The organism is Croceibacterium xixiisoli (assembly GCF_009827305.1).
Classification (GTDB): domain Bacteria; phylum Pseudomonadota; class Alphaproteobacteria; order Sphingomonadales; family Sphingomonadaceae; genus Croceibacterium_C; species Croceibacterium_C xixiisoli.
In genome coordinates this window covers 108874-133914 of the sequence record NZ_WTYJ01000001.1, presented here as the reverse complement: position 1 = coordinate 133914, position 25041 = coordinate 108874, and the positions used below count along the sequence as shown (strand labels likewise).

20 protein-coding genes are annotated in these 25041 nt (G+C 65.8%); 13 read left to right on the top strand and 7 right to left on the bottom strand.

Translation table 11 applies throughout. The annotated features are described in order from the left end of the window. Window positions 1–118 precede the first annotated feature (118 nt). The 5 genes from GRI97_RS00690 to GRI97_RS00670 all read left to right on the top strand — a co-directional run bounded on the left by GRI97_RS00690 (window position 119) and on the right by GRI97_RS00670 (window position 6480). Window positions 119–391: a helix-hairpin-helix domain-containing protein gene (locus tag GRI97_RS00690; protein WP_161389241.1), complete on the top strand. Its 273-nt coding sequence runs from the start codon at window positions 119–121 to the stop codon at window positions 389–391. 65 nt (window positions 392–456) lie between these two features. Continuing rightward, window positions 457–825 carry a hypothetical protein gene (locus GRI97_RS00685; protein WP_161389240.1) on the top strand — a complete coding sequence of 123 codons (369 nt, stop codon included), beginning with the start codon at window positions 457–459 and terminating at the stop codon, window positions 823–825. 63 nt (window positions 826–888) lie between these two features. After that, on the top strand, window positions 889–2157 hold the full coding sequence (locus tag GRI97_RS00680; RefSeq protein WP_161389239.1) for a TolC family protein: 1269 nt from the start codon (window positions 889–891) through the stop codon (window positions 2155–2157). A 3-nt stretch (window positions 2158–2160) separates the two neighbouring features. Beyond that, window positions 2161–3294 carry an efflux RND transporter periplasmic adaptor subunit gene (locus tag GRI97_RS00675; RefSeq protein ID WP_161389238.1) on the top strand — a complete coding sequence of 378 codons (1134 nt, stop codon included), beginning with the start codon at window positions 2161–2163 and terminating at the stop codon, window positions 3292–3294. Between the two features lie 3 nt (window positions 3295–3297). Then, the gene (locus tag GRI97_RS00670; protein ID WP_161389237.1) at window positions 3298–6480 is read left to right on the top strand and encodes an efflux RND transporter permease subunit; all 3183 of its coding nucleotides are present in this window, start codon (window positions 3298–3300) and stop codon (window positions 6478–6480) included. On the opposite strand, the gene GRI97_RS00665 is transcribed toward GRI97_RS00670, so the two are convergent. The 6 genes from GRI97_RS00665 to GRI97_RS00640 form a co-directional block, all read right to left on the bottom strand. Continuing rightward, window positions 6471–6905, bottom strand: coding sequence for an acetyltransferase (locus GRI97_RS00665; RefSeq protein ID WP_161389236.1), 435 nt, complete (start codon window positions 6903–6905; stop codon window positions 6471–6473). The two genes, GRI97_RS00670 and GRI97_RS00665, sit on opposite strands and share 10 nt — an antisense overlap. Before the next feature lie 90 nt (window positions 6906–6995). Next, window positions 6996–8642: an inorganic phosphate transporter gene (locus GRI97_RS00660; RefSeq protein WP_161389235.1), complete on the bottom strand. Its 1647-nt coding sequence runs from the start codon at window positions 8640–8642 to the stop codon at window positions 6996–6998. Between the two features lie 142 nt (window positions 8643–8784). Then, on the bottom strand, window positions 8785–9219 hold the full coding sequence (locus tag GRI97_RS00655) for a BA14K family protein (protein WP_161389234.1): 435 nt from the start codon (window positions 9217–9219) through the stop codon (window positions 8785–8787). Between the two features lie 74 nt (window positions 9220–9293). Beyond that, a complete protein-coding gene (locus tag GRI97_RS00650; protein WP_235917557.1) occupies window positions 9294–10715 on the bottom strand; it encodes an efflux transporter outer membrane subunit in 1422 nt (473 codons plus the stop codon). Between the two features lie 19 nt (window positions 10716–10734). Further along, window positions 10735–12705 carry a MacB family efflux pump subunit gene (locus GRI97_RS00645; protein WP_161389233.1) on the bottom strand — a complete coding sequence of 657 codons (1971 nt, stop codon included), beginning with the start codon at window positions 12703–12705 and terminating at the stop codon, window positions 10735–10737. An 11-nt stretch (window positions 12706–12716) separates the two neighbouring features. Then, window positions 12717–13874: an efflux RND transporter periplasmic adaptor subunit gene (locus GRI97_RS00640; protein WP_328598466.1), complete on the bottom strand. Its 1158-nt coding sequence runs from the start codon at window positions 13872–13874 to the stop codon at window positions 12717–12719. Window positions 13875–14020: 146 nt separating this feature from the next. Between GRI97_RS00640 and GRI97_RS00635 the strand changes: the two genes are divergently transcribed. Together GRI97_RS00635 and GRI97_RS00630 are read left to right on the top strand one after the other, a co-directional pair. Then, entirely contained in the window at window positions 14021–14725 is a 705-nt protein-coding gene (locus GRI97_RS00635) for a response regulator (protein WP_161389231.1), read from the top strand. After that, the gene (locus GRI97_RS00630) at window positions 14722–16035 is read left to right on the top strand and encodes a HAMP domain-containing sensor histidine kinase (RefSeq protein WP_161389230.1); all 1314 of its coding nucleotides are present in this window, start codon (window positions 14722–14724) and stop codon (window positions 16033–16035) included. The genes GRI97_RS00635 and GRI97_RS00630 overlap by 4 nt, the downstream gene beginning before the upstream one ends. 27 nt (window positions 16036–16062) lie before the next feature. On the opposite strand, the gene GRI97_RS00625 is transcribed toward GRI97_RS00630, so the two are convergent. Next, complete coding sequence (locus tag GRI97_RS00625; protein ID WP_161390734.1) at window positions 16063–17253, bottom strand: M20 metallopeptidase family protein; 1191 nt, start codon at window positions 17251–17253, stop codon at window positions 16063–16065. 151 nt (window positions 17254–17404) lie between these two features. On the opposite strand from GRI97_RS00625, the gene rpe reads away from it, so the two are divergent. From rpe to dxs, 6 genes are all read left to right on the top strand, one after another. Then, the gene (gene rpe, locus GRI97_RS00620; RefSeq protein WP_161389229.1) at window positions 17405–18067 is read left to right on the top strand and encodes a ribulose-phosphate 3-epimerase; all 663 of its coding nucleotides are present in this window, start codon (window positions 17405–17407) and stop codon (window positions 18065–18067) included. Then, window positions 18064–19947: a heparinase II/III family protein gene (locus GRI97_RS00615; protein ID WP_235917555.1), complete on the top strand. Its 1884-nt coding sequence runs from the start codon at window positions 18064–18066 to the stop codon at window positions 19945–19947. The genes rpe and GRI97_RS00615 overlap by 4 nt, the downstream gene beginning before the upstream one ends. A gap of 6 nt (window positions 19948–19953) precedes the next feature. Next, window positions 19954–21573, top strand: coding sequence for a bifunctional phosphoribosylaminoimidazolecarboxamide formyltransferase/IMP cyclohydrolase (gene purH, locus GRI97_RS00610; RefSeq protein ID WP_161389228.1), 1620 nt, complete (start codon window positions 19954–19956; stop codon window positions 21571–21573). A gap of 313 nt (window positions 21574–21886) precedes the next feature. Continuing rightward, window positions 21887–22528 (top strand): peptide-methionine (S)-S-oxide reductase MsrA, encoded by a 642-nt coding sequence (msrA, locus tag GRI97_RS00605; protein WP_161390732.1) that lies wholly within the window; start codon window positions 21887–21889, stop codon window positions 22526–22528. Window positions 22529–22563: 35 nt separating this feature from the next. Next, window positions 22564–23025 (top strand): Fur family transcriptional regulator, encoded by a 462-nt coding sequence (locus tag GRI97_RS00600; protein ID WP_161389227.1) that lies wholly within the window; start codon window positions 22564–22566, stop codon window positions 23023–23025. Between the two features lie 58 nt (window positions 23026–23083). Further along, on the top strand, window positions 23084–25006 hold the full coding sequence (gene dxs, locus GRI97_RS00595; RefSeq protein ID WP_161389226.1) for a 1-deoxy-D-xylulose-5-phosphate synthase: 1923 nt from the start codon (window positions 23084–23086) through the stop codon (window positions 25004–25006). The last annotated feature ends 35 nt before the right edge of the window (window positions 25007–25041 follow it).

Below are 25041 nucleotides of genomic sequence, written 5' to 3'. Positions count from 1 at the left end.
AAGGCCCTATAACCAAACCGGCCCGCGCCGAACAAACAAATCCGCATAGTTGATATTCAGACGGGTGGCGGCGCCGCTCCCTTGGCCCGCCTCGTGATCATGGCCTAGGGCACCAACCATGACCGCACCATCCTCCTCTGTCGCATGCTTTTCCGATCAGGAACGCGATATCCTGCTGCAGGTGAAGGGCGTCGGCCCGGCCATCGTCGGCCGACTGGAAGAACTCGGCATCACCACGCTGGCCGATCTGGCCCGGCAAGATGCCGTGGATATCTGCACCCGCGTGGCCGGTTCGCTGGGCAGCACCTGCTGGAAAAACAGTCCCATGGCGCGCAAATCGCTGACCAGCGCCATCGCCGCTGCGCAGGACCACCAGAACGCGCAGCCGTGAATCCGCAGTGTGATGTTATGCTATCAGATGACAGCTGCGAACGGATCGCATAAACGGGCTCCCGCATGGCCCGTTTGCTCCGCCTCCTGACCGGCATCTACATGTGCCTGGCCCTCGGCCTGGGCGGGGTGGCGCATGCAGCTGAAGACAGCGGATCGCCGATCGCGGAATTCTGCGTGGCGTTCGGCTGCGCTGAACAGGCTGCGGAAAGGCATCTCCACAATTCCTCCACACAACATGGCCAGGATCACGGCAGCGATGATGCCTGCACCTGCCATGCCCATGGCGGCTGCCACGGCCACCACCAGCTCGGCTCGGTCAAGGATCATCATTTGCCGCTCCAGCCGGTGACGCTGGCCCTGCCGCATGGCTTCGACAGCGAAATCCTGCCGCTCTCCATCCGGGCGCTGATGCTGAGGCCACCGATAGCCTGACGATGTGCCCCTGCCGCCCGCGATGCGCGGCACGGATCAGCCATTCTGTTCAGGACAATCGACATGAGATTTCTGATGGCGGCGCTTGGCGTCGCGATGCTTGTGGCAGGCCCGATTGCCGGCCCGCTGCAGGCGGAAACCGAACCCGCGCTGACGCTGGAACGGGCTCTGGCCGAATCGAGCGCAGCCTCCCCCGCGCTCGATGCCGCCGCATCCGGCCGCCGGGAAGCGGCCACCGGGCGCATCGTCGCCGGGTTGCGGCCCAACCCCATCGCCAGCGTGGACAGCGAAAATATCGTCGGCTCCGGCGATTATCGCGGCATCCGCCAGGCCGAAACCATGGTCAGCCTGGCCGTGCCGCTCGAAATCGGCGGGCAGCGCTCGGCCCGCCTCGCCGCCGCCGATGTCGCCCTGCAGCGTGCCGATCTGGCCGGCAGCGCCACCAGCGCCGATCTGCGGCTGGCCCTGACCCAGGCCTTCGTTGCCGCGCTGTCCGCGCAGGATCTGCTCGCCATTGCGCAGGATCAGCTGGCCGTGACGGCAGAAAACCTGCGTGTTGCCACCCGCCGGTCCGAACTGGGTGTCGCCCCACCGATCGATGCCGAACGCGCCCGGCTGCAGCATCTGAATGCGCAGGCCGAACGGGATCAGGCGCAAACCGCCGAAATGGCCGCGCGGGTACAGCTCGGCCGGCTGATGGGGCGCCCGGTCACCGAACCGCTCGACCGCCGGCCGCTCGACCATGCCGGCGCTTCCGGCCCGTTGCTCGGCGAACAGCCGGGCGCAACCGCCGATATCGCCGGCAATCTGGCCGTGGCCCAGGCCGATGCCGATATCGCCGATGCCGAGGCGCAGATCCGCCTCGCCCGCAGCCAGCGCTGGCAGGATGTTTCCGTCATGGCCGGGGCGCGGCAGTTTCAGGCATCGAACGATGTCGCGCTGGTCGTCGGCATCAGCCTGCCCCTGCCGCTGTTCAACAATGGCAATGCCGCCATCGCCCGCGCCGGCCATGCCCGCGATCAGGCCGAAGCCCGGCGGCGCCAGACCATGCTCGACACGCAGCAGGCCATCGACACCGCCCTCGCAGATCGCAACCGCGCCGCCGCCACGCTGCGCCTGTCCGAACCGCTGATGCGCACCGCCGCCGAAGCCGCCCGGATCGCCCGGATCGGCTATGCGGAGGGCAAGTTCGACCAGCTTGCCCTGCTCGATGCCGAAACCACCCTGCTGCAGACCCGGCGCTCGATCGTCGAGGCACGCAGCCAATATCTCGCAGCCGACGCGCGGATCACCCGCCTGCTCACCCCGGCCCTTTCCGAAAACGGATACTGACCCATGCGGAAAAGCATCATTCTCGCCGCGCTCCTGCTCGCCCCTCTGGCAGCCTGCAGTTCCAACCCGCCAGAGCATGCCGAAGAAGAAGCCCATGCGGACAATCACGATGAAGAGGGTGAAATTCACCTGACCGAACAGCAGATCGGTTCAGCCGGCATCACCCTGGTCCAGCCGCAATCGGGCGGTGCCGGCGTGCTGTCCCTGCCGGCCATGATCGAGGGCGATCCCCAGGCCACGCAGGTCGTGTCTGCCGCCATCGGTGGCCGGGTCGTCAGCCTGCAGCGCAACCTAGGCGAAGCGGTCCAGCGCGGCGACGTGATCGCCGTGATCGAGAGCCGCGAAGTGGCGGCCCTGCGCGCTGAGGCGGAGGCAGGGCGCGCCCGTGCGCAACTGGCGCGCGCCACTCTGGCCCGCGAACAGCGCCTGTTTGCCGAACGCGTCACACCCGAAGCAGACCTGATCGCCGCCCGCACCGCCGCCACCGAAGCCGACATCGCCGTCCGTTTGGCGCAGCAGCAACTGGCCGCTGCCGGCGTCGGCGGCGGGTCGCTCAACCGCATCGGCATCACCGCCCCCATCGCCGGACGGATCACCGCCCGCACCGTAACGCTGGGCTCCACCGTCGCCCCGGACGCGGAATTGTTCCGTGTTTCCAATCTCTCACGCGTCGCCGTAACCCTTTCCCTGTCCCCCGCCGATGCCGGGCGGATCGGCCGTGGCGTGCCGGTTGAGGTGATCTCGGGCGACCGGCGCGGCACCGGGGCGGTGCATTTCATCTCCCCCGTGGTCGATGAAACCACCCGGCTGGTCCCGGTGATCGTAACGCTGGACAACAGCGGCGGCCTCTGGCGCCCCGGCGAACCGGTCTCCGTCGCCATCCAAGCCGCCGGATCAGGCAATTCTGCCAGCAATTTCAGTATCCCGGAAAGCGCCATCCAATCCGTCGAAGGCCGCACCACCGTCTTCGTCCGCACAGCCGAAGGTTTCCGCGCCACCCCCGTCGCGGTCAGCAGCCGAGGCGGCGGCCGCGCGGTCGTGACCGGGCTGACCGGCGATGAACGCATCGCCGCCGAGGGCAGCTTCACCCTGAAGGCAGAGCTCGGCAAGGGCGAAGCCGAACATGGGGGGCACTGATCCATGATCGCAAAAATCGTTGCCTTTTCAGTGGAAAAGCGCTGGCTGGTGCTGCTGCTGACGGCTCTTTCCGCCTGTGTCGGCGGCTGGGCCGTCAGCCGCCTGCCGATCGATGCCGTGCCGGACATCACCAACAACCAGGTGCAGATCAATGTCAGCGCCCCGGCCCTGTCGCCCGAATTGGTCGAACGCCAGATCGCCTTCCCCATCGAAACCGCCCTGGCGGGCATCGAAGGGCTTGAATACACCCGATCTTTGAGCCGTAACGGCTTTGCCCAGGTGACCGCCGTCTTCACCGAGCGCACCGATATCTATTTCGCCCGCAACCAGGTGGCCGAACGCCTGCGCGAAGCCGAAGAAGACCTGCCCGACGGCGCCAGACCCAGCATGGGCCCGATCGCCACCGGCCTGGGTGAAGTGTTCATGTGGACCGTCCACATGGCCCACCGCCCCGATGACGATCACAAGCCGGGTGAGCCCGGCATCCAGCCCGACGGCAGCTATATCACGCCAGAGGGGGACCGGCTGATCAGCGAGGCGGACAAGGCGACCTATCTGCGCACCGCGCAGGACTGGATCATCACCCCGCTGCTGAAACCCGTGGATGGCGTGGCCGGGATCGATTCGATCGGCGGCTATGTCAAGCAGTTCCAGGTCATCCCGGACATGCAGCGGCTCGCGGCGCTGGGCATCAGCCTGGAAGATCTGGCCCAGGCGCTGGAAGCCGGCAACAGCGCCATTGGCGCGGGCGTGGTGGACCGAAATGGTGAAGGGCTGTCGGTGCGGTCCGACGCGCGGATCGGCAATATCGACGATCTGCGCCAGACAATCATCGCCACCCGATCCGAAGTGCCGATCACACTGGCGCAAGTGGCCAATGTCCAGCCGGGCCAGGCCATTCGCATGGGTTCCGCATCCGAAAACGGCCGTGAAGTAGTCGTCGGCACTGCGATCATGCGGATCGGCGAAAACAGCCGCAATGTCGCCGGCAATGTCGCCGCCCGGCTGGAAACGATCAACGCCTCCCTCCCCACTGATATCGTGGTCCAGCCGGTGCTGGACCGCACCGGGCTGGTCAATGCAACCATCCACACGGTCGGCAAGAATCTGATCGAGGGGGCGCTGCTCGTCATCGTCATCCTGTTCCTGCTGCTCGGCAATGTCCGGGCGGCACTGATCGCGGCGCTGGTGATCCCGATCACCATGCTGATGACCAGTTTCGGCATGTTGCGCGGCGGTGTTTCCGCCAATCTGATGAGCCTGGGGGCGCTCGATTTCGGGCTGATCGTCGATGGCGCGGTGATCATCGTCGAAAATGCGCTGCGGCGCATCGCCGAACAACAGCGCGCGCTTGGCCGCACGCTGCAGCAGGACGAACGGCTGAGCGTGGTATCCGCTGCAGCGCGGGAAATGATCCGCCCGTCCGTCTATGGGCAGTCGATCATCATCCTTGTCTATGTCCCGCTGCTGACGCTGACCGGCGTGGAGGGCAAGACCTTCACCCCGATGGCGCTGACGGTGATCCTGGCGCTGATCAGTGCCTTCGTCCTGTCGCTGACCTTCGTGCCCGCCATGCTGGCGATCTGGCTGTCGCGCCCGGTGGAGGAAAAGCATGGGCGGATCATGGGCTGGCTGGAACGGCATTATGCCCCACGCCTGACCCAGGCCATGGCCTGGCCGCGCCGCACGCTGACCATTGCCGGCCTGACCCTGGCCGCCGGGGCCGGCGCCTTCTCTCTGCTGGGGCATGAGTTCCTGCCGCAACTCGACGAAGGCGATCTGGTGGCGCAGGTGCTGCGCATTCCCGGCACCTCCGTGGCGCAGAGCCAGGCGATGCAGAACAAGGTGGAACAGGCGATCGCCAAATTGCCGGAGGTGAAGTTCGTCTTTTCCAAGACGGGCACGGCGGAACTCGCATCCGACCCCATGCCGCCCAATATCTCCGACACTTTCATCATCATGCGCGACCGGTCCGCCTGGCCTGATCCGCGCCTGTCGAAGGCCGATCTAATCGCCAAGGTTGAAGGCGCGCTGGAAGGCCTGCCCGGCAATGCCTGGGAAATCAGCCAGCCGATCCAGATGCGCTTCAACGAACTGATCGCCGGGGTGCGCGGGGATGTCGCCATCAAGGTGTTCGGCGATGATACCGACGCGCTGACCAACACCGCCGATCAGCTGGCGGCGGTGCTGCGCGGCATCGAGGGCGCGACCGATGTGCGAGTGGAACAGACCGATGGCCTGCCCATGCTGGATATCCGCCCCAGGCGCGATCAGATGGCTCAGCTGGGTGTATCGCCCGTGGCCATGCAGCAGATCATCACGGCGGCCGTGGCCGGGCGCGATGCGGGCATGATCTTCGAAGGGGATCGGCGCTTTCCGGTCACCATCCGCCTGTCCGATGCGGAACTTGGCGATCTGGACGTGCTGAACCAGATCCCGGTGCCCACCGCCGGGGGGCAGTTCGTCCCCCTTTCCAGCCTGGCCGATATCGCCATCACATCGGGCGCGAACCAGATCAGCCGCGAAAACGGCAAGCGCCGCATCGTGGTGCAGGCCAATGTGCGCGGGCGCGATGTCGCCAGCGTGGTGGCCGATGCGCAGGCGGGCATCGAACAAAAGGTGCGCCTGCCCGCCGGGCAATATCTGGAATGGGGCGGGCAGGTGGAAAACCTGAACTCCGCCACGGCCCGGCTGGCGCTGGTGGTGCCGGTCTGCTTCGTGCTGATCATGCTGCTGCTCTATGGCGCATTGCGCAGCGGGCGGGACGCCGCGATCGTGTTCACCGGCGTCCCCCTGGCGCTGGTCGGCGGCGCCATGACGCTGTTCCTGCGCGGCATGCCCTTTTCCATCTCGGCCGCAGTGGGCTTCATCGCCCTGTCCGGCATCGCGGTGTTGAACGGGCTGGTGATGGTCACCTCGATCCAGGATTTGATGGACCGGGGAATGGAACGCGCCCTCGCCGCCCGTGAAGGCGCCCTCACCCGTTTGCGCCCGGTGGTGATGACCGCGCTGGTTGCATCGCTGGGCTTCGTGCCCATGGCCCTGGCCACGGGAGCGGGGGCAGAGGTGCAGAAACCACTGGCCACCGTGGTGATCGGCGGGCTGATCACCGCCACGCTGCTGACGCTGTTCGTCCTGCCCACGCTTTACGCGCGGTATGGACGGGCCGGGAATTCTCAGCCGTAACGCAGATGAATCAGCGGATAGGGGCGGCCCTGGCTGTCCCTGTCTGACCGACCGGTTTCGACAAAGCCGAGCCGGGCATAGAACCCTGCGGCCTGCGGGTTCTGCGCGTTGACGTCAGTCGTCAGCACCGGATGCAGGCGCCGCGCATGGTCCACCAAGGCGCGGCCCACGCCCCGGCCGTGATGGGCGGGATCGACGAAAAGCGCCTCCATCTGCGCGCCATCCAGCAGCATGAAGCCCAGCGCTAGGTCGCCGCGATCCACCGCCAGCCAGAGCGGGGCCGTAGGCAGAAATCCGGCCAATTCCGCCTCTATCGCCGCGCGATCATCCGGATGCAGGAAGTGGTGGGTGGCATCGACGGCGGCGCGCCAGATATCCATCGCCCGCAAGCTATCATTGGGCCGTGACTGTCGGATCGTGAGCATGGCCCGCCTATAGCGTGGCCGCTGGCACCGGATACAAAAAGAGCGGCAACCCGGTTGGGTACCGCTCTTTTTCGGTCCGGCTGACGAGGGTCAGAACAGGCCGGAGAACAGCATGTAGAGACCGCCCGCGAGCAAGATAGACGCCGGCAAGGTCAGCACCCAGGCCATCAGCAGATTGCGCACCGTGCTCATCTGCAGGCCCGATTTGTTGGCCGCCATCGTGCCCGCCACGCCGGACGACAGCACATGGGTGGTCGAAACCGGCAGGCCAAGGCTGTCGGCGCCGAAGATCGTGCCCATCGCCACCAGTTCGGCCGAGGCACCCTGCGCATAGGTCAGGTGGGATTTGCCGATCTTTTCACCCACCGTCACCACGATCCGCTTCCAGCCGACCATGGTGCCAAGGCCGAGCGCGAAGGCCACCGCCACCTTCACCCAGGTCGGGATGAAGCGCGTACCGGCATCCAGCGATTCCTTGTAGGTGTTGAGCGTTTCGATCTTTTGCTCAGACAGGCCCGCCGCCTTGTCCTTGCCCAGACGCTTGATCGCTTCGGAAGCGAGATACATGTCGTTGCGGATATTGCTGACCGCAGCCGAGGGCACCTTGGCCAGCGAGCCATATTCGGCCACCTGCTGATCGACATCGTTGATCAGCACATTGAGCGCCGGCAGGGTTTCAGGCTGCAGCTTCTTTTCGGAAATATAGCGCGATACCTGGTCGCGGGCCAGCGACGGCGTCTGCACCGCAGCGGCAACACGCGGTTCCAGCGCCACGCCATTCTGCGCCAGTGCTGCCTGGGCGGTCAGCGAATTGGCGTGGAATTCCACGGTATAGCGTTCCGGCACGGCGCGGTTCAGTGCATAGGCGGTGGGCACGGTGCCGATCAGGATCAGCATGATCAGGCCCATGCCTTTCTGCCCATCGTTCGAACCATGCGCGAAGCTGACACCGGTGCAGGTGAAGATCAGCAGGCCACGGATCCACGGCGGCGGCGGGGCGCCATCCTTGGGTTCCTGATACAGCGCTTCATTGCGGATCAGCACCTTCATCGCCAGGAACAGCAGCGCCGCCACCCCGAAACCGATCAGCGGAGAGATCATCAGCGCCTGGCCGATTTCCTGCGCCTTGGTCCAATCCACGCCCGAGGTGCCGCTCTTGCCATGCAGCAGGGCATTGGCCACGCCCACGCCGATGATCGAGCCGATCAGCGTGTGCGAGCTGGAGGACGGGATACCGAGAAACCAGGTCGCCAGGTTCCAGATGATCGCCGCCAGCAGCAGCGCGAACACCATGGCGAAGCCGGAATTGGATCCGACCTGCAGGATCAGTTCGACCGGCAGCAGCGAGACGATGCCGAAGGCCACCACGCCAGTGGACAGCAGCACGCCCAGGAAGTTGAAGAATCCGGACCACACCACCGCGACATGCGCCGGCATGGCATTGGTGTAGATCACCGTCGCCACGGCATTGGCCGTATCGTGGAAGCCGTTCACGAATTCGAAGCCCAGTGCGATCAACAGCGCCAGAAACAGCAGCATGAAGGGCAGATAGGTCGTCGGTGCCACGCCAGCGGCGTTGGCATCGGCGTAGACATTGTATCCGACATAGATCAGCGTGGCGATGATCACCGCGCAGAATCCAATCATCCCGGCCAGTCCAAATCCCTTGTCGAGATCCGGTCGCCCTGCCGAAGGCTGGGCTGGTGCCGCAGGCTCAAGAGCCGCCGCCGTCGTCATGCGAGAATTTCCCCGGGAGGTGATTACGCGGCGGCCCCTAGCAATCAATTATGACAATTCGAAGTCATAATCTGAGCCCGGACCGCGGCGCTGTTGGGTGCTGCCGGAAGGCAACAGCTGCCAGGTCGGAAGGCTGATCCGGTCAGAGTGTGCAGCGCACTGTCCGGCCCGAATTCGTCCGGTAAGTATCTGTGGCAGCACGGTAAGAACGGAATTTCTGCTGGCAGGCGCGGACGTGGCGATACCAGTCACCCTTGTTGTTCCAATGCGCCGGCGGCGCGCCGGGACGGATGCCCCAGCCGGTGTTCCAATTGCCATACTGGCTGGCATCATTGCTGGAGTGTGACGATGGATGCGCATTGCCGGACCGCTGGCCCACCTGCTGCCCTGCCTCCTGTGCAGGTGCATTCTGGCGCGCTGGCGTCGCTGCAGCGCGGGTGGCTGCCGGCCGGGGCGCGGCGGAACTGCTGGCCTGCGGACGGGGTGCCTGCTGCTGCGCACTGGCCGGGCCGGGCAATCCGGCAAGGCAAGCGAGCGCCAGCACGGCGCCGATGGCGCGAGACTTGGACTGCTTCATGAAATTGCTCCTGTGGGGTTATCGGGCAGGCGCGAATGCTAGTTTCGTCCTGCCCGGGCTTGCGAGGTGCCCCCTCATTCCCCTGCTATGGCTGTGTCCCCGCCCAGCGCCTGATAAAGCGCCACCTGGGCGTTCAGCTGGCTCAAGCGGTTGTCGATCGCGCTGACCCGGGACGTGCGCAGCCGTTCCTGCGCGTCGAGCCAGTCGCGCAGGGCGATCGCCCCGGCGCGGTACCGGCGTTCATACAGCCGTTCGGAATCGCTGGCCGCCGACAGGCTGCGCTGCAGCAGCACGGCCTGCCCGATCAGCTGTTCCCGCTGGGACAGGGCATTGCCCGTATCGCGCAGAGCCTCGTAGAAATCCTGCCGGAATTCAGCGACCGCGATATCGTAATCCGCCCTTGCGATCCCGCTCTGCAGCCGCACCCGGTCAGGGTTCAGGAACGGCAGGGAAATCGCCGCCCCCAGGCTCGCCACCGGATTGCTGATGATGTCGAGCAGGGTGGAACTGGCGGTGCCGAGCGATCCAGTCAGGTTCAGCTGCGGATAAAAGCCCGCCACCGTCGCATCGCTGGTGGCCAGCGTCTGGCGCAGCCGCAGTTCCGCCGCGGCCAGATCAGGCCGCCGGCCCAGCAATTCCGCCGGCAATCCAGCGCTCACCGCGGGCAGGGGCGCGATCGGCAGCGCCTGCAATTCCGCGCCGGCATAGGTCTGCTGGCCCAGCAGGGCCGCCAGCGCATTGCGCGCCTCGACCCGGGCCTGGTTCAGCTGGGTCAGCGTTGCCTGCTGCGCCGCGACGCTCTGTTCGGCATCGCGCAGCTCGATCTGCGAGACCGCGCCCGCCTGATATTGCAGCTGCACCAGCGTCAGCGCGCGTTCGGTATAGGCCAGGCTGTCCTGCGCGATCGCGATCCGTTCATTGGCATAACCAAGCTGCCACCAGGCGCTGACGGCGGTTCCGGCCAGCGACAGGCGCGTTGCCGCGAAATCCTGCACGCTCGCCTCTGCCGCCCAGTCGGCCGCGTCCCGCTGCGCGCCCAGCCGGCCGAACAGATCCACTTCCCATGATGCGCCGAGCGATGCTGAACCGTTTTCCGACCAGCCATTGCCACCATCCAGCGCTTGCGAGGCGCCGGTCGAAAGGCTGCCGGTGAAGGTCGGGCGCAGCTGGCTGGCGGCCAGATCGGCGGACATGCGCGCCTGGCGCAGACGGATGCCCGCCGCCGCCAGATCGCCATTGGCGGCCAGCACATTGTTCACCAGCGTGGTCAGGCCAGCATCGCCGAACTGGTTCCACCAAGCCCCTTCACGCGCGATCACCGCCCCGGACGGGCGCACATCCCACCCCTGCGCCACCGGCAGTTCGGGCGCCACATAGGTGGTCCGCGTCATGGAGGCGCAGCCGGCGCAGGCCACGGCCATCATGGGGGCCAGCAGCGATGCCACGGCCATGCGGCGCAAGGGCCGTTGGCGGAAGGGGGCAGAAGCCTGCATCATTGGTCGCTTCCTCGGGATTTCAATTTCTGGACAGGGCTTCGACCGGGTCGAGCCGGGCGGCGCGACGCGCCGGCAGGAAGCCGAAGGTCACCCCGATCATCGTGCAGCACAGGAAGGCGATCACGACCGAGGTCGCGGAAATGATCATCGGAAAACTGGCCCCGCTGAGGGAGAACAGCCCGCTGATTCCCAATGCCAGCAACACGCCGATTACCCCGCCCAGGGCGCAGACCATCACCGCTTCGATCAGGAACTGCTGCAGAATGTCGGACTGGCGCGCGCCCACCGCCATGCGCACGCCAATCTCGCTGGTGCGTTCGGTCACCGAGACCAGCATGATGTTCATCACCCCGATGCCGCCCACCACCAGCGCGATCACCGCGATGGCGGAAATCAGCAGAGTCATGGTCTGGGTGGTGCTGGTGATCGACTTGCGGATTTCATCGGTGTTGTTGATGAAAAAGTCGGTCCGCCCATGACGTGTCTGCATCAGGCGTGTCACCGCCGCCTGCGCCGCAGTCATATCGGCATCATCGGCGATGCGCACTGTTATGCTGCTCAGGAAGCTCTGCCCCAGCATGCGGGTCATTACCGTGGTATAGGGCACATAGGCGCTCAGCGTGTCATTGCCGCCGAAACCCATCTGGCTTTTCTTCAGCACGCCGATCACGCGCATCGGCACATTGCCGAACATCACCACCTGGCCGATGGGGTCTTCGCCATTGGTGAACAACGTATCACGCGCAGTCTCGTCGATCACCACTTCCTGCGCCCGGCTGGTCACGCTGGTCGCGTCGAACAGCCGCCCCTGCAACAGCGTCTGGCCCTTGGCACGAAAATAGCCTTCGCCCACGCCACTGACCTGCGCATTGGCGGCGACATTGCGATATCGCGCGGTCACACTGGATGACACGCTGGGCGTGACACTGTCGACATAGGGCTGGCTGGCCAGCGCATCGGCATCGCCTGGAACCAGCGTTTCGACCCGGCTGGATCGCATGTCGCCGAAACTGGTACCGGGATAAACATCCAGCGTGTTGGTGCCCAGGCTGGCGATGTTTTCGAGGATTACCTGCTGCGATCCATTGCCCAGCGCCACCACCGACACCACCGATGTGATGCCGATGATGATGCCCAGCATGGTCAGGAAAGTCCGCAGCTTGTGCGCCGCCATCGCCAGCGTGGCCATGCGGAAGGCTTCGCGGAAACGGTCAATCAGCTGCTGCAGGCCGCCCGCTGGCGGGTGGGGCGGCGGCAGGCTGGGGGCTGGCTTGCATTCACGCTGCTGCCGGTCGGCGACGATGTCGCCATCGCTGATTTCGATGATGCGATCGGCATGTTCGGCCACGGCCATGTCATGGGTGACGAGGATGACCGTATGCCCTTCGGCATGCAGTTCCTCGAGAATTTTCATCACCTCGACGCCGCTGTGCGAATCGAGCGCGCCGGTCGGCTCATCAGCCAGAATCACCTCGCCGCCGTTCATCAGCGCGCGTGCGATCGAGACGCGCTGCTGCTGACCGCCCGACAATTGCCCCGGACGGTGCCCGGTGCGCGCACCCAGACCGAGCCGTTCGAGCAGCGCACCCGCGCGCTGATCCCGCGCATTGCGCGCCAGCCCCGCATAGACCGCAGGAACCTCCACATTGCCCAGCGCGGACAGATCGCCCAGCAGGTGGTAGCGCTGGAAGATGAAGCCGAAATGTTCGCGCCGCAGCGCGGCCAGCTGATCGGGTTCCAGCTGCCCGGTTTCCTGGCCACGCACCTGATAGGATCCCGACGTCGGCCGGTCGAGGCAGCCCAGGATGTTCATCAGCGTCGATTTGCCGGAGCCCGACGCCCCGACGATCGCCACCATCTCGCCCGGCCAGATGGTGAGATCCACGCTCTTGAGCGCAGCGAAGACGCCGTCGCCCGAAGGGTATTCGCGGCGGACCTTCTCAAGGTGCAGCAGCGGTTGTTCGCCTGATGTCGAATGAAGACTGGTCATATCTGCCGGCCTCACCTCGGCGGCGGGCCCATCCGGCGGCCCCCATTGGCAGAGGCGGCGTCCGTGGCGCTGGCTTCGGCCAGCACAACCTTTTCACCCTGCTTCAATCCGGACAGAACCTCTGCCTGGATATTGTTGTTCAGCCCGATCTGGACCTCGCGGCTTTCGGGCGGCTTGCCGGGTACGGAAACCTGCACCGTATAACGCCCATTCTTGCCCTTCGCGCCCAGCGCGGCAGAGGGGATCTGCAGCACATTGGTCTTGCGGGCGAGCACGATGGTGACCTGCGCCGTCATCATGGCGCGCAGCGTGCCTTCGGGATTGGCCGCATCGAACAGCGCATTGTAATAGATCGCGCTGGAGGTGGTGCTGGTACTGGTGCTGGTCGAATCCACTTCGTTGACGATGGATTCGGGTGCGGGTTCCACCTGGCGCAGGCTGGCCTCATATTTCCGGTCCGGATCGCCCAGAATGGTGAAATAGACGGGCAGGCCCGGCTTCACCCGGATCACATCGGCTTCGGAGATTTCGGCTTTCACCGTCATCACATCCAGCTTCGCCAGAATGACGATGGTCGGCGCAGACTGGTTGGCGTTGACCGTCTGCCCCTGCTTGGTGACCACGGCCACCACCACACCATCCATCGGCGCAATGACCTGGGTGTAGCCCAGGTTCACCTCTGCGTTGGTGACGCTGACCTGACCCTGCCGGATCTGCGCATCGACCGCCGCCAGATCGGCGCGCGCCGCCTTCAGCTCAGCCTCCGCCGTTTCGAATTCGGCCCGCGAAGTGGCTTCGCCCGCGATCATCTGCTGCTGGCGGCGGAACGCCAGTTCCGCGCGGGCGAGCGTCGCCTGCCGCGAAGCGCGCTGCGCCTGGGTATTGGCCAGTTCGGCCTGGGCCGTGCGCAGGGCATTGGTCTGCGGTTGCGGATCAATCTGCGCGATCAATTGCCCCTGGCGCACCGTATCGCCCAGCGCGACGGTCAGCACCTCGACCCGGCCCGAAGCCTGGGCGCCGACGCTGACGATTTCCTTGGGCTCCAGCGCGCCGGTGGCCTCCACCGTCTGCTCGATATCCCCACGGGTGACGTCGGCTGTCAGCAGGGCGGGCGCATCGGGCGCGGCGAAGAACAGGCGCCAGATCAGCAACAGTGCAATCACTGCCACGATGGCACCACCAATGATCATTCGGCGACGGGTCATCATGCCGCTGGGACTAGCCCGGAAAACCCGCGACAGGGATCAAAAGAGTGTGAGGAGAGTGTAAAGTTATCGCAAAGCCCGCTGACAGCCTGCCTGCTCTCCGTCATGGAATGACTGTGGCCGATACTGAACGATCCATCCTGCTGGTCGACGACGATGCCGAGCTGAGCGCCATGCTGGGCGAATATCTGACCAGCGAAGGCTTTGCCGTGGAAAGCGTGCACAATGGGCAGGACGGGGTGAAGCGCGCCCTTTCCGGCGAACATGGCGCCGTGATCCTGGACATCATGCTGCCCAAGCTGAACGGGGTGGAAGCCCTGCGCCACATCCGCCAGGCGAGCGATATACCGGTGATCATGTTGACGGCGCGCGGCGACCAGATCGATCGCGTGGTCGGGCTGGAGCTGGGCGCGGATGATTATATCGCCAAACCCTATTTCCCGCGCGAGCTGGTCGCGCGGCTGCGGGCGGTGCTGCGGCGGCGGACCAGCCCGGCGGAGGCCGGGGCGGCCGTGCTGACCAGCGGCGGGCTGGAAGTGCAGGTTTCGGCCCGGCGGGCCAGCTGGCATGGCCAGCCGATCGATCTGACGGCGACCGAATTCAACATGCTGGTGACGCTGATGCGCCCGGGTGATGATGTCATCACCAAGGACAATCTGTCGCTGAGCGGGCTGGGCCGGGCGCGGCAATCCTATGATCGCAGCGTGGATGTGCATGTCAGCAATCTGCGCACCAAGCTGGCCGCCTGTTCCGATGGCGCCATTGCCATCGAAACCATACGCGGGGTCGGCTATCGCCTGCAGGCCGGCGCATGAAGAGCCGGCTGTTCCTGAAGATCCTGCTGGCATTCTGGCTGACCTTCATCCTGATGACCCAGGGCCTGTGGTTGCTGTTCATGCTGAACAACGACCGCCGCGGCCCGCCCGAACAGCTGATGGCGGAATTCGTGGCCCCGACCGTGCTGGCGGCGGCGGTCGATACGGTTGCGCGCAGCGGACCCGGGGGAATCGAACGGCTGCAGGCATCGCTGCCAGCCGATCAGGCGAAACGTCTGACCCTGGTGCCAGTGACCGACCAGGAACCTGCGCCCGAAAGACTGATCACGCGCATGGTCCGCGCCCCCGACGGGCAGAATTACCGGATCGGCTATCGCCATGGCGGCGACAATCCGCGCGAAGTGCCGCTGTTGAATGCCCCGCCCGAACTGCTGCTGGTCGGGGTGCTGGGCGGACTGCTGTTTTCCGGCGCGCTGGCCTGGTATCTGACCGCCCCGATCAACCGCCTGCGGCGCGGCTTCGAACAGCTGGCTGGGGGCGACCTGACCGTGCGGCTGGCGCCGGCCATCGGCCACCGGCGCGATGAGCTGGCCGATCTGGGGCGCGATTTCGACCTGATGGCCCGGCGTCTGGCCCAATTGGTGGAAGCACGCGATCGGCTGCTGCACCATGTATCGCACGAATTGCGGTCCCCGCTGGCGCGGCTGCAGCTGGCCATTGCGCTGGGCCGTGACAGCGACCGGGGGGAGCCGGCCGACATGACCACCATGGTCAGCCGGATCGAACGCGAATCGGCCCGGCTGGAAGCGCTGGTGGCCGAATTGCTGACGCTGGCCCGTGCCGAAAGCGGGCAATCGCCCGGTGACGATTATTTCGATCTGGCGGGCGTGGTTGCCAGCGTGGTCGAGGATGCGCGGTTTGAGGCCCAGGCGCAGAACATCCGCATCGATCTGATCGAAACCCTGCTGCCCGAAGATGACCGCCCCCCATTGAAGGGCAACGCCGAACTGGTCCGCCGCGCGATCGACAATATCGTGCGCAATGCGCTGCGCTTCTCACCGCCCGGCAGCACGCTGACCATCGCGGTGGACGAACGGTCCGATCCGGCCTGCAGCCGGATCACCGTGCTGGATGAGGGGCCTGGCATTCCGGAGGCGGAGATCGGCGCGATCTTCGAACCTTTCGTGCGCGGAGCGGAAGATGATCAGCCCGGCAGCGGGTTCGGCCTGGGGCTGACCATCGCCAGCCGGGCGATCGCCGCCCATGGTGGCAGGCTGACCGCCGAAAATCGCCCCAGCGGCGGTTTGCAGGTCACGATAGCCCTGCCCATCCATCCGCCGCAGGGCTGACGGGCGCCCTCCCGAACAGAAGAGCCTTCAGGCCCAGCCGCGATCAAGGAAGCGCAGCGCACAGCCGGCCAGGAACGCCGCCCCGCGCGGCAGGGCAGCTTCATCCACCAGCATCCGGCTGGAATGGATGCCGCAGCAGCTGGACCAGTCGGCGCCATCCGCTGCTACGCCCAGAAAACCCATCATTCCCGGCACACGTTCGAGCACGTAGGAAAAATCTTCCGCCCCCATGATCGGATCGCCGAGCCGTTCGAACACGCCGCCGGGCAGGGCGGAGGCCACCTGCTGCGCCAGGTCGACCGCGCGCGGATCATTGACCGTCACCGGAAAACCATCCTGGAACCGCACCGCCCCCACGCATTCATGCGCCTGCGCAATTCCGGCCACCAGCGTCTCTAACGCGCCACGCACCGCCTGCCGCCGTTCGGCAGACAGGGTGCGGATCGTGCCGCGCAACATGGCGTGATCGGGAATGACATTGTGCGCGCTGCCGGCATCGAGCCGGGCGATGGTGATCACCGTGCCTTCGGCGGCAGAAAAGCGCCGCGTAACCAGCGTCTGGATCGCGGTGATGATCTCTGCCGCGACAGGCACGGGATCACGCGTCTGATGCGGCATAGAGGCATGGCCACCGCGCCCGGTAACCGTGATTTCCAGCTGGTCGGCCGCCGCCATCAGCGGGCCGGCACGGCTGGCCAGCACACCATGGCGGGCGTTGGGCATGATATGCAGGGCGAAGGCCGCCTGCGGCAGCGGATCGAGCAGGCCATCCTCGATCATCCGCAGCGCGCCGTGAAACCCTTCTTCGCCCGGCTGGAACATGAAGCGCACATCGCCGGACAGGTCCGCCTGCCGCGCCGCCAGCAGCCGCGCGGCGCCGGCCAGCATGGCGGTGTGCGTATCATGGCCGCAGGCATGCATCCGCCCGGGGATGGCAGAGGCGAAGGGCAGGCCGGTTTCCTCCGCCATGGGCAGCGCATCCATATCGCCGCGCAGCAGCACCGCTGGCCCGTCACCGCCACGCAGGATCGCCACGGCGCCGGTGGAGGATGGGCCCGTGCGCCATTCGAGCGGCAGATCGACCAGTTCGGCCTGCACCTTGGCCAGGGTCAGCGGGGTTTCGAGCCCCAGTTCGGGTTCCGTATGGATGGCCCGGCGCAGCGCGATGATCCGCGGTGCAATGTCGTGAGCCTGATCGAGCAAATGGTCCGCAAGCATGGCGCAGGTGTACCTGCTGGATCGGTGCAGGTCGAGCGTCCGCGCAGCGGTCATCGGTCCGAAAACAGCCCCGCAGCACCCCACCGTGTGGAAAAGACAGTGGCTTGCGCTTGTCGCGTGAATCCCGCGCGCGTATCGGCTGGTCCCTGTAATGCAAGATGTCCTTATCTCGCCCTCGATCCTGTCTGCCGATTTTGCCCGGTTGGGTGAAGAGGTGCGCGCAATCGATGCGGCCGGCGCCGACTGGATCCACATCGATGTGATGGATGGGCATTATGTGCCCAATCTGACCATCGGCCCCGCCGTGGTGAAGGCCCTGCGGCCGCATTCGGCCAAAACCTTCGACGTGCATCTGATGGTGTCGCCGGTCGATCTGTGGCTGGAAGGCTTTGCCGATGCCGGCGCGGATATCATCACCGTCCATCCCGAAGCCGGCCCGCATGTGCACCGCACGGTGCAGGCGATCCATGCGCTGGGATGCAAGGCGGGTATCTCGCTCAATCCGGCTACCCCGGCCAAGATGCTCGACTATCTGATCGACGATATCGATCTGGTGCTGATCATGAGCGTCAACCCCGGCTTTGGCGGGCAGAGCTTCATTTCATCGCAACTGCGCAAGATCGAAGCCGTGCGCAAGATGATCGACAAGACCGGGCGCGATATCCGGCTGGAGGTCGATGGCGGCGTCAATGTCGACACCGCGCGGTTGTGCGTGGCCGCCGGGGCCGATGTGCTGGTGGCCGGATCGGCCACATTCCGGGGCGGACCAGACCAATATGCCGCCAATATCGCCGCGCTGAAGGGCGCTGCATGACGGACCAGACTGCCGATCTGCGCCGCCCCACGGGCAAGGCGGAAGAACGGCAGGCACATGAACGGGAAGGTGCAGAGATCATGGCTATTCCCGCTTCCGGTTCCACCGACGACCCGCTGTTGCAGCCGCACAGCGGGGATGCGCGCGAACCTTTCCCCGTGACAGAACCGGGCAGGGCCCTGGCGCTGGCCGATTTTTCACCCCCTTCCGCCAGTGCCGGGGAACGGCTGATCCGGTTCGCCTATCGCATGGGTCTGTCCGGATCGGTGCTGAGCGCCCCGTTCCGCCGGCCGGCCAGGCCGCATCTGCTGGCGACGGTGGAAAGCCCGCTGCCGGGTGACCGGGTGGCCGGCATGGCGCTGCGGTCCGGGCACTTCCTGGTCTATGGGGTGAAAGCCCCGATCGCGCAGATCGATTTTTCGTCTGCCGCCAAGCTGACCCCGCCGTTCGAACGGGTGGTGCATGGATTTTCCTGGCTGCGCGATATCGAGGCCGCCGGCACACGCCAGCAGAGTGCCGCCACGGCGGAGCGCGTGCTGGGCGCCTGGCTGGATGCCAATCCGGGCCCCGGCAAGGGTGCAGCCTGGCGGGTCGGCAATGCCGGCCATCGGGCGCTCGCCTGGATCGTTCATGCGCCGCTGATCATGTCCAACAGCGAATCCGCCCTGTGCGGACGCGTGCTGGAGGCGCTGGAGGCCACCGCGCGCTGGCTGGATCGCAACACCGGCAAGGCGGGCGACCGGCTGGAAGAACTGGCCGCCTGGTGCGCCATCACCGCCGCCGGGCTGCTGCTGCCGCAGGGCAAGCCGCGTCGGCTCTATGGTGAAGCCGGGCTGGCCCGCGTGCTGGGCGATCTGGTCGGCAATGACGGCGGCGTCTTGTCACGCAGCCCGCTGGACCAGATGGAAGCGATCGGCCTGCTGATCGATCTGACGGCCTGCTATCGTGCGGCCGGACTCGACACCCCCGATATTCTGGACACCATGCTGCAGCTGCTGGTGCCGCCGCTGTTGGCGCTGACCCATGGCGAAGGCGGGCTGGGCAATTGGCAGGGCTGCGGCGCGATTTCCGCCGCGCGGGTCAACGCCCTGGTCGATGCTGCGCAGGTGCGCACCCGGCCGCTGCGCGATGCCCGGCAATGGGGTTATCAGCGGGCGGTCGCCGGCAAGACCATCCTGCAATTCGACGCGGCTCCTCCGCCGCTGGCCCGCCATGCGCGGCATGGCTGTGCCTCCACCCTGTCCTTCGAAATGTCCCATCTGGGCCAGCGAATCGTCGTCAATTGCGGCGGCGCGGCCTTTGCCGGTGGGCAGGTACCGGTGCGGATCGAACAGGGGCTGCGCGCCAGCGCGGCGCATTCCACGCTGGTGCTGGGCGATGCCAATTCCACCGCCGTCCTGATCAATGGCCGGCTGGGCAGCGGTGTGAACGAGGTGGAGGTGGAACGGCGGACGCTGGACACCGACAATGGCGTGACCGCGACCCGGATCGAAGCCAGCCATGACGGCTATGTGCCGCGTTTCGGCCTGATCCATCGCCGGCTGCTGATGCTGCGCGACGATGGGCTGGAACTGCGCGGGGCGGATCTGCTGGTGCCCGGCACGCAGAAGGGCAAGCGCGGCAAGGTGCCCTTCGCCATCCGGTTCCATCTGGGCCCGGAGGTGGACGCATCGCTGTGGGAAAACGGGCGTGGCGCCGGTCTGGCGCTGCCCGATGGCAGTTACTGGCAGTTTCTGGCAGAGAATGAGACGCTGGAGCTGGAAGAAAGCATCTGGATCGATGGCGATGGCAAGCCGCATCCGGTACAGCAATTGGTGGTACAGGGCTTGGTGTCACGGGGCGGCGGAAGCTTTTCCTGGCTGCTGAAAAAAGCGGGATAGAAGAATATGAGCGATGTAACGATCCGCCGGGCGCTGCTGTCAGTGTCCGACAAAACCGGTGTGGTGGAACTGGCATCACGCCTGCACAAGGGTGGGGTGGAACTGGTTTCCACCGGCGGCACGGCGCGGGCGCTGCGCGACGCCGGCCTGCCGGTGCGCGATGTGGCCGATGTCACCGGCTTCCCCGAAATGATGGATGGTCGCGTCAAGACGCTGCACCCGCTGATCCATGGCGGCCTGCTGGCGGTGCGCGACGACGCCGATCACGCCGCATCGATGGAGGCGCATGATATCGGCGCAATCGATCTGCTGGTGTGCAATCTCTATCCGTTCGAGGAAACCGTCGCGCGCGGCGCCGACCGCGCCGAAGTGATCGAGAATATCGATATCGGCGGCCCGGCGATGATCCGGTCCGCATCGAAGAACCACGGCTATGTGACCATCGTGACCGACCCGGCAGATTACGCCACGCTGCTGGAAGAACTGGCCGGCAACGATGGCGCCACCACCGAAGCGTTCCGTATTCGCATGGCAGGCAAGGCCTTTGCCCGCACCGCATCCTATGATGCCGCCATCGCCAATTGGTTCGCCTGGAGCGATGCCTTCAGCCACCCGGCCGGACCCGAGGCATTGGACGCATCGCTGTTCCCGCCTGTGATGCCGCTGGCGTTCCGCCGCGACGCCGTGCTGCGTTATGGCGAAAACCCGCATCAGCAGGCCGCCATTTACAAGGCGCAGGCCGGTGGCGCTGGCGTGCCGCAGGCGCAACAGGTGCAGGGCAAGGAATTGTCCTACAACAATTTCAACGACGCCGATGCGGCGCTGGAACTGGTCGCCGAATTCGCCGGGCAGGATCCGGCCGTGGTGATCCTGAAGCATGCCAATCCCTGCGGCGTGGCCCAAGCCGCAACCCCGCTGGCGGCCTGGCGCGAAGCGCTGGCCTGTGACAGCGTGTCGGCCTTTGGTGGAATCGTCGCGCTCAACACCCCGCTGGACGGCGCCACCGCCGCCGCGATTGCGGAAATCTTCACCGAGGTGGTGATCGCACCGGGCGCCGATGAAGAAGCGCGCGAGATCTTCGCCGCGAAGAAGAACCTGCGCCTGCTGCTGACCGAAAACCTGCCCGATCCGCGCCGCCCCGGGCTGATGCTGAAGAGCATTGCCGGCGGCCTGCTGGTGCAAAGCCGCGACAATGGCGCGGTCACGGCCGACATGCTGCAGGTGGTGACGAAGCGTGCCCCGACCGAACGCGAGCTGGCCGATTGCCTGTTCGCCTGGACGATTGCCCGCCATGTCAAATCCAACGCCATCGTCTTTGCCAAGGATGGGGTGACCGCGGGCATCGGCGCAGGGCAGATGAACCGCCGCGATTCGGCGCGAATCGCCGCGATCCGCGCCCGCGAAGCCGCCGAAACCGAAGGATGGGCGGAACCGCGCACCATCGGCAGCGCCATGGCATCCGAAGCATTCCTGCCGTTTGCCGACGGGCTGCAGGCCGCCATCGATGCGGGGGCCACAGCCGTGATCCAGCCGGGCGGGGCGATGCGCGATGACGAGGTGATTGCAGCGGCCGACGAAGCCGGGCTGGCGATGGTCTTCACCGGGATGCGCCATTTCCGCCACTGATTGCCGGCAGGCTTGCAAGGCAGGAACGATTGCCCATCTGCGACGCTGTCAGCTATGAAGCTGAACGCTACGCAGATGGCCCATTCACGCCTTCGCAATCCAGCGCGGAGTAGACCCCATGGCACACGATCCCCTGTTTCACAGACAAGAGAGTCAGTCCGATGGGTCTATTCACCAGCCAATCCATCACCGCCTTCGCCATTGGTTTCGCGCTGACCGCCGGGGCGATGGTGATCAACATGCTACCGGCGCTGGCCGGGGCGTGAACACCCCCCGCCTGACTGCGTTGCGCGGCGTGCTGATCGCCGGTGCCATGGCGCTGGCCGCATGCCAGTCACCCGCGGTCGCGGCTGAAACTGCCGTCAATGCCCCGGTCCCGACGCGCCAGGCGCGCGAAGGGGAAGGGCTGAAGACCGCGATCTTCGCTGGCGGATGTTTCTGGGGCGTGGAAGCGGTGTTCAGCCATGTGAAGGGCGTGAAGAGCGCCGTTTCCGGATATCACGGTGGCGCAGCGGGCAATGCCACCTATGATCAGGTATCCACCGGCACGACCAACCACGCCGAAGCGGTGCGGGTGGTCTATGACCCCAGTGTGGTCCGCTATGATCAGCTGCTGCAGATTTTCTTCTCGGTCGTGGCCGATCCCACCCTGCGCAACCGGCAGGGCCCCGATACCGGCCCGCAATATCGTGCGGCGCTGGTGCCGCTGAACCGTGAACAGAGCACGGTGGCGACCGCCTATCTGACCCAGATGAGCAACAGCGATGTCTGGTCGCGCCCGATCGTGACCCGCGTGGAAACCGCCCGTCGGTTCTTCCCGGCAGAAAGCAATCATCAGGACTTCGCCAAGCGCAACCCCAACAATCCCTATATTCTGCGCTGGGATGCCCCGAAGGTCGCCGCGCTGCGGCGAATGTTCCCGACGTTTTACAGCGACACCTTCCAGACCGGCTGATTGCGGGCGCGCCATGCTGCGCCTATATTGATGTCATGGCAGGACATTCTCACCACGAACATTCCGGCGCCGCGCTGGTCGAAGAAGCAGCAGCGGTGCTCAAGACCGCCGGCGAGCAATGGACGACGATGCGCGCGGATGTGTTCGATGCACTGGCATCGCAGGATCGCCCGGCATCGGCCTATGACATCGCCGAAGAGGTTGGTCGTCGGCGCGGCAAGCGGGTGGCAGCCAACAGCGTCTATCGGATCCTCGATCTGTTCGTGCGGACCAATCTGGCCAATCGGATCGAAAGTTCGAATGCCTATCTGGCCAATACCCACCCCGGATGCCGGCATGACTGCATTTTCCTGATCTGCGACGATTGCGGCATCGCCAAGCACCTGGACGACGAACGGGTAACCGGGGCCCTGCGCACGGCGGGGCGTGACGCAGGTTTTGCGGACGTTCGCCCGGTCGTGGAATTGCGCGGATTGTGCAACGCCTGCGCCGGTTGAAGCCGCAATGCAGCGGTTTTCTGTATCACGCGCGCTGAACCGGGTGTAGGGGCACAAGATGTACTCACGTCCCGAGACACCTCTTCTCGACACGGTTGGCACACCCGAAGACCTGCGCCGACTTCCTGCTCGTGATCTGCGCCAGTTGGCCGATGAACTGCGCGCGGAGATGATCGACGCCGTCGGATCGACCGGCGGCCATCTGGGTTCGGGGCTGGGCGTGGTCGAACTGACCGTGGCCCTGCATTACGTATTCAACACGCCGGACGACCGGCTGATCTGGGATGTCGGCCACCAGGCCTATCCGCACAAGATCATCACCGGGCGCCGCGACCGGATCCGCACCCTGCGCCAGCCCGGCGGGCTGAGCGGTTTCACCAAGCGCAGTGAAAGCGAATACGACCCCTTCGGTACGGCGCATTCGTCCACCTCGATTTCCGCCGCGCTCGGCTTTGCCGTGGCGAACAAGCTGGCGGGCAAGCCCGGCCGCGGGATTGCCGTGATCGGCGATGGCGCAATGAGTGCGGGCATGGCCTATGAGGCGATGAACAACGCCGAACATGCCGGCAATCGGCTGGTGGTGATCCTCAACGACAATGACATGTCGATCGCCCCGCCGGTGGGTGGCCTATCCGCCTATCTGGCACGGCTGATATCCTCTTCCGAATATCTGGGCCTGCGCAATCTTGCCTCCAAGGTGGCGGCAAGGCTGTCGCGCCGCGTGCACACATCGCTGGGCAAGGCGGAAGAATTCACCCGTGGCATGGTGACCGGCGGGACCCTGTTCGAAGAGCTGGGCTTCTATTACGTCGGGCCGATCGACGGGCACAATCTGGATCATCTGATCCCGGTGCTGGAAAATGTCCGCGACGCGGCCGAAGGCCCGGTGCTGGTGCATGTCGTGACGCAGAAGGGCAAGGGCTATGCCCCGGCCGAAAACAGCGCCGACAAATATCACGGCGTGCAGAAATTCAACGTCGTCACCGGCGAACAGACCAAATCGAGCGGCGGCCCGCCCGCCTATCAGAATGTCTTTGGTGAAACGCTGGCCAGTCTGGCGGACAGCGATCCGCGCATTTGCGCCATCACGGCCGCCATGCCCAGCGGCACCGGGGTCGACAAATTCGCCAAGCAGCACCCCGATCGCGCCTTTGACGTCGGCATTGCCGAACAGCATGCCGTGACCTTCGCCGCCGGTCTGGCTGCGCAGGGGATGCGGCCGTTCTGCGCCATCTATTCCACCTTCCTGCAGCGCGCCTTCGACCAGGTGGTGCATGACGTGGCGATCCAGAACCTGCCGGTCCGCTTTGCCATCGACCGCGCTGGCCTGGTCGGTGCCGATGGGGCGACGCACGCGGGCAGCTTCGATGTCGCCTGCCTGGCCGCGCTGCCCAATTTCGTGGTGATGGCCCCCGCTGACGAGGCGGAGCTGGCGAACATGACTTACACCGCCGCCTGCCATGACGACGGCCCGATCGCTTTCCGCTATCCGCGCGGTGGCGGCACCGGGGTGCCGATACCCGAAACACCCGAACGGCTGGTCATCGGCCAGGGCCGCATCGTGCGCGATGGCAGCAAGGTGGCGATCCTGTCGCTGGGCACCCGCCTGGGCGAAGCGCTGAAAGCTGCCGACCAGCTGGAAGCACGCGGCCTGTCCACCACGGTGGCCGATCTGCGCTTCGTCAAGCCGCTGGACCAGACGCTGATCCGCAAGCTGATGACTACGCATGAAGTGGTGGTGACCGTGGAAGAAGGCAGCATCGGCGGGCTGGGCGCGCATGTGCTGACGCTGGCCAGCGATGAGGGGCTGACCGATGCCGGGCTGAAGATCCGCACCATGCGCCTGCCCGACATATTCCAGGATCAGGACGCACCCGAAAAGCAGTATGACGAAGCGCGGCTGAATGCCGAACATATCGTCGATACCGTGCTGTCGGCCCTGCGCCACAACAGCGCCGGAGTGGAAGAAGCCCGCGCCTGAGCTGCACGGCCCCGGTTGGGGCAGTCGGCACACAG